General features: G+C 68.5%; 11 protein-coding genes. 9 read left to right on the forward strand and 2 right to left on the reverse strand.

The features are described 5' to 3' along the window. A partial coding sequence (locus AC07Y4_RS32060; protein ID WP_495275638.1) for a prolyl oligopeptidase family serine peptidase occupies positions 1–215 on the forward strand: 215 nt, incomplete at its 5' end. Continuing rightward, positions 212–1,141, forward strand: coding sequence for an arginase (rocF, locus tag AC07Y4_RS32065; RefSeq protein WP_487847372.1), 930 nt, complete (start codon positions 212–214; stop codon positions 1,139–1,141). The genes AC07Y4_RS32060 and rocF, both read left to right, overlap by 4 nt. A gap of 13 nt (positions 1,142–1,154) precedes the next feature. Here the strand turns inward: rocF and AC07Y4_RS32070 are convergent, their stop codons facing one another. Both AC07Y4_RS32070 and AC07Y4_RS32075 read right to left on the reverse strand, forming a co-directional pair. Beyond that, positions 1,155–1,832: a DUF2242 domain-containing protein gene (locus AC07Y4_RS32070; RefSeq protein WP_487847373.1), complete on the reverse strand. Its 678-nt coding sequence runs from the start codon at positions 1,830–1,832 to the stop codon at positions 1,155–1,157. A gap of 104 nt (positions 1,833–1,936) precedes the next feature. Next, complete coding sequence (locus AC07Y4_RS32075) at positions 1,937–3,211, reverse strand: Glu/Leu/Phe/Val family dehydrogenase (RefSeq protein ID WP_495275639.1); 1,275 nt, start codon at positions 3,209–3,211, stop codon at positions 1,937–1,939. A gap of 252 nt (positions 3,212–3,463) precedes the next feature. Between AC07Y4_RS32075 and AC07Y4_RS32080 the strand changes: the two genes are divergently transcribed. The 7 genes from AC07Y4_RS32080 to AC07Y4_RS32110 form a co-directional block, all read left to right on the forward strand. Continuing rightward, on the forward strand, positions 3,464–3,919 hold the full coding sequence (locus AC07Y4_RS32080; protein WP_095950083.1) for a hypothetical protein: 456 nt from the start codon (positions 3,464–3,466) through the stop codon (positions 3,917–3,919). A gap of 143 nt (positions 3,920–4,062) precedes the next feature. Next, positions 4,063–4,530, forward strand: coding sequence for an Lrp/AsnC ligand binding domain-containing protein (locus tag AC07Y4_RS32085; RefSeq protein ID WP_062478450.1), 468 nt, complete (start codon positions 4,063–4,065; stop codon positions 4,528–4,530). Positions 4,531–4,644: 114 nt separating this feature from the next. Next, the gene (locus tag AC07Y4_RS32090) at positions 4,645–5,334 is read left to right on the forward strand and encodes a GntR family transcriptional regulator (RefSeq protein ID WP_487847374.1); all 690 of its coding nucleotides are present in this window, start codon (positions 4,645–4,647) and stop codon (positions 5,332–5,334) included. 225 nt (positions 5,335–5,559) lie between these two features. After that, the gene (locus tag AC07Y4_RS32095) at positions 5,560–6,498 is read left to right on the forward strand and encodes a fumarylacetoacetate hydrolase family protein (RefSeq protein WP_487847375.1); all 939 of its coding nucleotides are present in this window, start codon (positions 5,560–5,562) and stop codon (positions 6,496–6,498) included. Positions 6,499–6,562: 64 nt separating this feature from the next. Further along, the gene (locus AC07Y4_RS32100; RefSeq protein WP_487847376.1) at positions 6,563–7,579 is read left to right on the forward strand and encodes an ABC transporter substrate-binding protein; all 1,017 of its coding nucleotides are present in this window, start codon (positions 6,563–6,565) and stop codon (positions 7,577–7,579) included. A gap of 17 nt (positions 7,580–7,596) precedes the next feature. Further along, on the forward strand, positions 7,597–8,160 hold the full coding sequence (locus AC07Y4_RS32105) for a VOC family protein (RefSeq protein ID WP_159274676.1): 564 nt from the start codon (positions 7,597–7,599) through the stop codon (positions 8,158–8,160). A 51-nt stretch (positions 8,161–8,211) separates the two neighbouring features. After that, a partial coding sequence (locus tag AC07Y4_RS32110) for an ABC transporter permease (protein ID WP_495275640.1) occupies positions 8,212–8,910 on the forward strand: 699 nt, incomplete at its 3' end.

The following is an 8,910-nucleotide window of genomic DNA, read 5'->3' on the forward strand; positions in this document are numbered from 1 at the left end:
CGCCCGCCCTTTTCACCACCTCCACGCGCGACGACCGCGTGGGGCCCGTGCATGCGCGCAAGATGCACGCGAAGCTGCTCGCACAGGGGCACGACAGCAGCTTCTACGAGAACATGGAAGGCGGCCACAGCGCCGCCGCGGACAACAAGGCGTCCGCCTTCATGGATGCGCTCGGCTACGCCTACCTCTGGCACCACATCGGGAGACCGACATGAACAGCAGCAGCACCGGGACCACCACCCTCGAACTGATCGGCGCGCCGACCGACATCGGCGCCAGCGTGCGCGGCGCGGGCATGGGCCCCGACGCGCTGCGCGTGGCCGGCCTGGCCGAGGCGCTGGCGGGCCAGGGCTTCACGGTGCTCGACCGCGGCAACCTCGCGGGTCCGGCCACGCCGTGGGCACCGCCAGCCAACGGGCTGCGCCACCTCCCCGAGGTGATCGCCTGGAACCGCTCGGTCTACGCCGCCGTCGACACCGCGCTGGGCGCCGGCCACGTGCCGGTGATGCTGGGCGGCGACCATTGCCTGGCGATCGGCTCCATCAGCGCCGTGGCCTGGCATGCGCGAAAACGCGGCAAGAAGCTGCGCGTGCTGTGGCTGGACGCGCATTCCGACGTCAACACCGAGACCACGAGCCCCAGCGGCAACCTGCACGGCATGCCGGTGTCGTGCCTGCTGGGCCACGGGCCGGCGGACCTCACGGGCTGGAGCGGCGAGCCCGCGGCGCTGGCGCACGACGCCATCCGCTTCATCGGCATCCGCAGCGTCGACGCCGACGAGAAGGAAGCGATCCGCACGCTGGGCCTGCACGTGTTCGACATGCGCCACATCGACGAGAACGGCATGCGCACCACCATGACCGAGGCGCTGCAGGACGTGGACGAAGACACCCACCTGCACGTGAGCTTCGACCTCGATTGCCTCGACCCGGCCGACGCGCCCGGCGTGGGCACGGGCGTGCGCGGCGGGCCGACCTACCGCGAGATGCAGCTGTGCATGGAAATGATCGCCGACACGGGCCGGCTCGGCTCGGTCGACGTGGTGGAGCTCAACCCCGCGCTCGACGTGCGCAACCAGACGGCCGAGGTGGCGGTGGAGCTGATCGAGAGCCTGTTCGGCAAGTCGACGCTGGTGCGCTGAGCGCCCGGCCTGTTCAGCCGCGGTTCGGCGACGGCGCCACCGGGAAGGTGGTGGCCGCGGGGCGCGTGGCGGGCTTCGGTGCGTCTTCAGCATCGGCCGGCATGTCGGGGCCGCCGCCCTGCAGGAAGCGCTCGACCAGCGTGAAGAAGCGGTCGTAGAAGCGTTCGTCGGTGAGCGTCTGGCTCGCCACCTTGACCATCGCCTCGTTGCTGCCGCCGAAGGGCAGCGAGAGCGAGCCGATGGCGCCCACGCCCAGGCTGGCCGAGTTGCTGCCCTTCTTCAGGCCGTAGCGGTCCTGCAATGCGGTTGCGAAGGCCACGGTGCTGCGGCCGCCCGAGGCGCTGCCGGCGCCCCCTTCGCGCGCGCAGACCACGCGGAACTCGACCTCGACATGCGTTTCGGCCGCGGGCTGGAAGCTCTTGCGCGCGGTCACGAGGTCGGCGTTGGCGGCCGTGACCATGTAGCCCTGGCTCAGCAGCGCACGGCGCGCCGCCTCGCAGGTCTGGGCCTCGCTGGCGGCGTAGTTGCGCGTGTGGGTGGTGGTCGAGTCGAAGTCTTCGGGCTCGTAGGCCTGGCCCGTGCCGAAGCTGCCGCAGCCGGCCAGCAACAGGGCCGACAGCAAGCCCGGGAACAGAAACGCCGGCACGCGGGCCGGCGAAGAGAAGAAAGCAGCAGAAGAGGTGGGGGGCATGGCAGGGCGGGAAGGACACCGGATGCTAACCAACCGGCGGCTTCGCTTCGAGCCCCCGGCAGGCCGGGGGTTCCCGAAAGGCCTTGCAAGCCCCGGAGATCGCGTCAGGGGTACAGACCGCGTTCCTGGCGCGCCATCAGGATGCGCTCGCAGGCCACCGCGTAGGTGGCGGTGCGCAGCGGGATCTTGTGCTTGTCGGCCGTGTCCCAGATCTGGTTGAGCGCGTTCATCATGATGCGATCCAGGCGCACGTTGATCTCGTCCTCGTCCCAGAAGAAGGACGAGAAGTCCTGCACCCATTCGAAGTACGAAACCGTCACGCCGCCGGCGTTGCAGATCACGTCGGGCACGACCAGCACGCCGCGCTCGGCCAGGATGTCGTCCGCCTCGGGCACCGTCGGGCCGTTGGCGCCTTCGAGCACCAGCTTGGCGGTGGTCTTCTTGGCGCGCTCGGCCGTGAGCTGGCCTTCGAGGGCGGCGGGGATCAGGATGTCGCAGGTCACGTCCCAGAAGTCTTCGTTCGGCACGATGTCGCCGCCGGCCTTGAAGCCGACCACGCCGTCGGTGCGCGAGATGGGCACCAGCTGGGTCAGATCGAGGCCGTTGGTGTTCACGATGGTGCCGGTGTGGTCCTGCACCGCGACGATCTTGGCGCCTGCTTCGACGAAGAGTTCGGCCGCGACCGAGCCCACGTTGCCGAAGCCCTGCACCGCGATGCGCGCGCCGCGCAGGTCCATGCCCAGGCGGCGGGGCGCTTCGCGGCCGGTGACGAACACGCCGCGGCCGGTGGCCTTCACGCGGCCCAGCGAGCCGCCCAGGTGCAGCGGCTTGCCGGTGACCACGCCGGTGGCGGTGCCGCCGACGTTCATCGAGTAGGTGTCCATCATCCACGCCATGATCTGCGCGTTGGTGTTCACGTCAGGCGCGGGGATGTCGGTGTGCGGGCCGATGATGATGCCGATCTCGCTGGTGTAGCGACGCGTGACCTTCTCCAGCTCCTGCAGCGACAGCTTCTTCGGGTCGACGCGGATGCCGCCCTTGGCACCGCCGTACGGCAGGTTGACGGCGGCGGTCTTGATGGTCATCCAGGCCGACAGCGCCATCACTTCTTCGAGCGTGACGTCGGGGTGGAAGCGCACGCCGCCCTTGCCCGGGCCGCGGCTCATGTTGTGCTGCACGCGGTAGCCCTCGAAGTGGGCGATGGTGCCGTTGTCCATCTCGATCGGCACGTCGACGATCAGCGCGCGCTTGGGGCGCTTGAGGGTTTCGACCCAGCGCGCCAGCGGGCCGAGGTACGGCACGACGCGATCGACCTGCGACAGGTAGGTGCCCCAGGGGCTGTTGGCCGTCGGATTGACGAAGGAGAGTTTCTCGTTCATGGAAGATTCCCTTGGTTGGAATGGATGGGCGCAACGATATTCCGACTGAGGGCCGCGCGCCATGGCTTATGCATGCCGCGATGGCGGTTATGCAAGAGAAGTTGGAAGGCCCCTTGCGGTCCCTCTCGGCGCGGCCCGATGCAGGTGGATACGCACATGACAAAACCGTCATCTACCCGTTATCGGTCGCGTGGATGCGCTTCGTACAGTCGTTCTCACCAACCAAGCAACCACCTCAAGGAGTGAACGAACATGAAGCTGTCTGCCACCACCCGCCTTCTGAACACCGCCGCCGTCGCCGCCCTGCTGGGCCTGGCCGCCGCGCCGAGCTTTGCCGGCAACTACGCCGAAGGCGACCCGCGTCCTGCCCCCTTCGCGTCGTCGACGACACGCGCCGCCGTGACGGCCGACGCCCAGCAGTGGCTGAAGACCGCACCCACCCAGGGCTACAACGAGAACATGGGCCAGGAGCCGGTCGTGGTCTCGGCCAACAGCCGCGCCGCCGTGGCCGCCGACACGCAGCTGTGGATCCGCTCGGGCCTGGCCGCCCAGCAGTCGGGCGAAGCCGGCGCCGACACGTCGCGCCCCGGCTACCGCGAAGCCCAGGCCGCCTACACCAAGCTGCGCGAAGGCCCGGCCTACGGCGCGCTGGTCGACCAGCTCTCGGGCCGCCAGGCTGCCGCACCCGGATCGACCACGGTGCGCTGAATGCGGTGACCCACGGCTTTCGGTAGTTCAAATGACTGCGAAAGGGTAGTCCAACGGCATTTCCTTGGTTCTATCTCCTATGGCTGTGGCAAATAGGCCGCATTTCTTGCAGTCGATCGATGTGTGCGCCGGATAATCCTCGAATGCTTGATCTGGACCGCATCGATCTGCGCCTGCTGAAGATCCTTCAGGAAGACGGCCGCATCACCAACCTCAAGCTGGCGGAGGCGGTCGCGCTTTCCCCCACCGCCGTGCTGGCGCGCGTGCAGCGCCTCACGCGCGACGGCTTCATCCTGGGCTACGAGGCCCGCCTCGACCCCTACAAGCTGGGTCGCGGCTTCACCGTGTTCGTCGAGGTCCTGCTCGACCGCACCACCGCCAACGTCTTCGACCAGTTCAAGGCCGCCGTGCAGGTGCGCGACGAGATCATGGAATGCCACATGGTCGCCGGCGGCTTCGACTACCTCCTCAAGACCCGCATGGCCGACATGGCCGCCTACCGCGAGTTCGCCGGCACCGTGCTGTGGCAGCTGCCCGGGGTGCGCGAGACGCGCACGTATGCGGTGATGGAAGAGGTGAAGAGCAGCGCGCGCTTGCCGCTGGGGGTCTGAGGCGCACGCCCGCCTGGGGCGTTTGGGTCGGCGTTATTGCATGCGACAATTAAATTTTGTCGACAATATGTCGTCCCACGCCACGTGGGCGGCACGCCCCCGAAGAAGCAAACCATGGAAAACGAGCCTGGAAAAACGCTGTCCCAGACCATCTCGGACCGCCTGGCCGAGGAAATCGTGCTGCGCCGTTTCCAACCGGGCGAACGCCTGGACGAACAGACGATCGCGACGCGCTTCGGCGTCTCGCGCAGCCCGGTGCGCGATGCGCTGCGGCAGCTGGCCTCGACCCGGCTGATCGAGCACCTGCCGCGCCGCGGCTTCTCGGTGGCGACGATGGCGCCCGCCGACCTCGACGGCCTGTTCGAAGCCTCCGGCGAACTGGAAGCCCTGTGCGCCAAGCTGTGTGCGCTGCGCGCCGCGCCGTCGGAGCGCAAGCGCATCGAGTTCGTTCATCAGCAAGCCGGGCGCGCAGCCGCCGAGGGCGACGCCAAGGCCTACGCCGCGCTGAACGAGGAATTCCACGCGCTGATCTACGCCGGCGCCCGCAACAAGACGCTGCAGGACCTCGCACTGAGCCTGCGGCAGCGCCTTGCCCCCTTCCGCTCGCAAGGCTTCTTCACGACGGAAAACCGCCTGCAGCATTCCCATGTTGAGCACGAAGCCCTCGTTGCCGCCCTGCTGGCGCACGACGGTGACGCCGCCGCCGCCGCCATGCACAGCCATGCGGCCAACTCGGCGATGAACGTGCTGCAGCACTTCGACGGCAGCGCCTCCCGCACCCCGTCTTCCAACGCCGCCGCCTGACGCGGCTGCCGCGCCCTCTCCCTCCCGTTTCCGCTGCCCGCCCCGGCCCGCCGCTCCCGGCGCAGGCCGGCCGCGGCATGCGTCCGCACGCCCGTTTCAGGCATGCCGCGACAAACCCTTGACGTTCTTGAACACCAAAACATAAAATTGCACACAATTCGCAGACACTGAATGCAAAACACCCGTCGCGGATTCCAACCCACCTACAAAAGAGGAGTCAATCGAATGTCTTGGATCGCGCTCGCCACTTACCGCCGCGCCGGCGGGCTTGCCCCCGCCCTGGTGATCGACAGCCAGCTGTACGACCTGGAGGCGGCCCGCGCGGCCGGCCTGCCGCCGCTGCCCGAAACCTGGGTCACGCAAGGCGTCGAAGCCATGCTCGGCGACTGGGCGAACGCCCAGGCCTGGCTGCGCGACGCCACGCCCATCGCCGCCGCGCTGGCCGCCTCGGGCGCGATCCGGCCGGTGGCCGACGGCGCCGCGGCCGTGGCTGCGCCCTTCGTGCCGAGCCGCATCTTCTGCGCCGCCTCGAACTACGCCTCGCACGCCAACGAAATGGGCACCGTGCTGGCGGCCAAGTCGCAGAGCAAGCCGTACATGTTCCTGAAGCTCTCGAACACGGTGATCGGCAACGGCGAGACGATCCAGATGCCGCCCGAAACCAGCAAGCTCGACTGGGAGGTCGAACTCGCCGCCGTGATCGGCAAGCGCTGCCGCCGCGTGTCGGTCGAGGACGCACTCGACGCCGTGGCCTGCTACACGATCGTCAACGACATCTCGGCGCGTGACCTCAACATCCGCGGCGACTACCCGTTCAAGCACGACTGGTTCCAGGGCAAGTGCCACGACACCTTCGCGCCCATCGGCCCGTGGCTGGTGCCCGCCTGGCAGATCCCCGACCCGCAGGCCGTGCAGATGCGCCTGGACGTGAACGACGAGCCCATGCAGCAGGACAGCACGGCCAACATGATCTGGACGGTGCGCGAGCAGATCGCCTACCTGTCGACCATCGTCACGCTCGAACCCGGCGACGTGATCGCCACCGGCACGCCCACCGGCGTGGGCATGGGTCGGGGTATCTACCTGAAGCCGGGCGACCGGCTGGTGGCGAGCATCGAGGGCATCGGACGGCTTTCCAATCAAGTGCAGGCAGAGCGCGTCTGAGCGCCGCCACGGCGGGGCCACGGCCCCGTTCTTTCGCATCACAACAAGGTATGGAGACAACGACATGCAACCCACCCGCAGAGGATTCGCCGCGATCGCGCGCGCACTGACCGGCCTCGCCTTCAGCGCGCTGCTGGCCGGCGCGCCCCCCGCGTTCGCCCAGGAGAAGGTCACCTACAACATGGCCTGGCTGCCGCAGGGCAGCTCGGTGGGCGTGATCGTCGCGCAGGCGCAGGGCTACTTCCGCGAGCTGGGCCTGGACACCGCCATCGTGCGCGGCTACGGCGGCAACCGCACCGCCAACGAGCTGGACCAGGGGCAGTTCGAGTTCGGCTACGTCGACCCGATCAGCCTCGTGCTCAACCGCGCCAACGGCGGCAAGATCCGCATGATCGGCGCCATCAACACACGCTGGCCCGCCGGCATCTGTTTCGACACCAAGCGCCACCAGCCCAAGACGCCGGCCGACATGAAGGGCCTGCGCCTGGGCGGCGGCTCGGCCTCGCCGGTGCACAACGTCGTGCCCGCCTGGCTGGAGCTGAACCGCCAGCCCAAGGACAGCATCCGCCTGCTGCGCATGGACCCCGCCGTGGTCGACGCCTCGCTGATCGAAGGCAAGGTCGACCTGGCCGAATGCTGGCGCGGGAGCAACCGCGCCGTCACCCAAAAGCAGGCCAACGCCGCGGGCGTGACGCTCGGCTGGATCGAGTACAGCGACTTCGGACTGGACGCCTACGGCAGCGGCTTCGCGGCCAGCGAAGACCTGATCAGGAAGCGCCCCGAGGTGGTGAAGAAGTTCCTGCGCGCCTCGTACCGCGGCTACGAATTCGCCATGGCCAACCCCGAGCAGGCAGCCGATCTCATGGTGAAGATGTTTCCCACCACCGACCGTGCCGTGGCGCTGGCGCAGATCAAGGACATGAACGACCTGCTGGTCGACCCGGCAGCCAAGGCCAAGGGGCTGGGCCACCTGCGCGATGACCGCATGCGCGCCACCGTGCAGTTCGTCGACAAGGCCTTCGGCCTCGGCGGCAAGGTGAAGCCGCAGGACGCGTACAGCAACGACCTGCTCGCACCATGAGCGCGGGAGCAATACCGATGGTTCAACGCCCCCGTCCCCAGCGCCTCGGGCACGTCGTGCTCAACGTGCGCGACCTGAAGGCCTCCGTGCGCTTCTACACCGAGATCGTCGGGCTGGAAGTGTCCGACCACATCGAGGACCAGATGGCCTTCCTGCGCTGCGGGAACGACCACCACGACCTGGCGCTGGCGCAGATTGCGCCCGGCGACCCGCAGCATGCTGCCACCTACGTGCCGGGACGGCCCGGGCTGGAGCACTTCGCCTACCAGCTCGGCTCGCTGGCCGAGATCGAGGACGCCGCGCGCTACCTGCAGGCGCAGGGCATCGACATCGTGCGCGGCATCGGCAAGCACGGGCCCGGCGAGAACCTGTTCCTCGTGTTCAAGGACCCCGACGGCAACTACTGCGAGTTCTATGCGGAGATGGTGCAGATCACGCCCGCGCAACCCTACACGCCCCGCGTCTGGAAGAACGACCTCGCGGCCTTCGACCAGTGGCACTTCGACCGGTTCGTGGTGCCGCCGCCCGAGTGGGGGCCGCGCACGGCCCGGGACGAAGACAGCGACGACCCCAAGCGCTGAACGCGCCGCACGACAAGACACGACACATAAAAAGACCCGGAGACAAGACACATGCACCCCGCCCCTTCTTCGCGCGCCGAATCGTGGCGCCGCTTCACCGACCCCGCCCTGCTGTTCCTCGCACTGGGCCTGCTGTGGGAAAAGTCGGTCGACGTGTTCGGCATCAAGCGCTACCTGCTGCCGCCGCTGTCGCAGGTGCTCGACAGCCTGTGGACCAACCGCATGGCACTGCTCGTGCAGTCGTGGGTCACGACGCAGGAGGTGCTGGCCGGCTTCGCGCTGGCGGCCGTCGGCGGCGTGCTGCTCGGGCTCGCGATCCACGCCATCCCGGTGGTGCGGCGCGCGCTGTACCCGCTCATCGTGGTGTTCCAGGGCCTGCCCAAGATCGCGCTGGCACCGCTTATGGTGATCTGGTTCGGCTACGGCGACACCTCGAAGGTGCTGATGGCCTTTCTCTTCGCCTTCTTCCCGGTGGTGATCGCCACCATGGGCGGGCTGGCAGGGACGCCGGCGCACCTGGTGGAGCACTTTCGCGCCATCCGCGCTTCGTCGTGGACCACCTTCCGCCGCCTCTACGTGCCTTCGGCGCTGCCGTCGATCATGGACGGGCTGCGCTCGGCCATGCCGCTGGCCGTGATCGGCGCGATCGTGGGCGAGTTCGTCGGCTCCGAGCGCGGGCTCGGCCACCTCATCCTCGAGGCCAATGCCAACGCGCGCACCGACTACCTGTTCGCCGCGCTGGTGGTGATC

Source organism: Variovorax sp. GW460-12-1-14-LB1 (assembly GCF_059423605.1).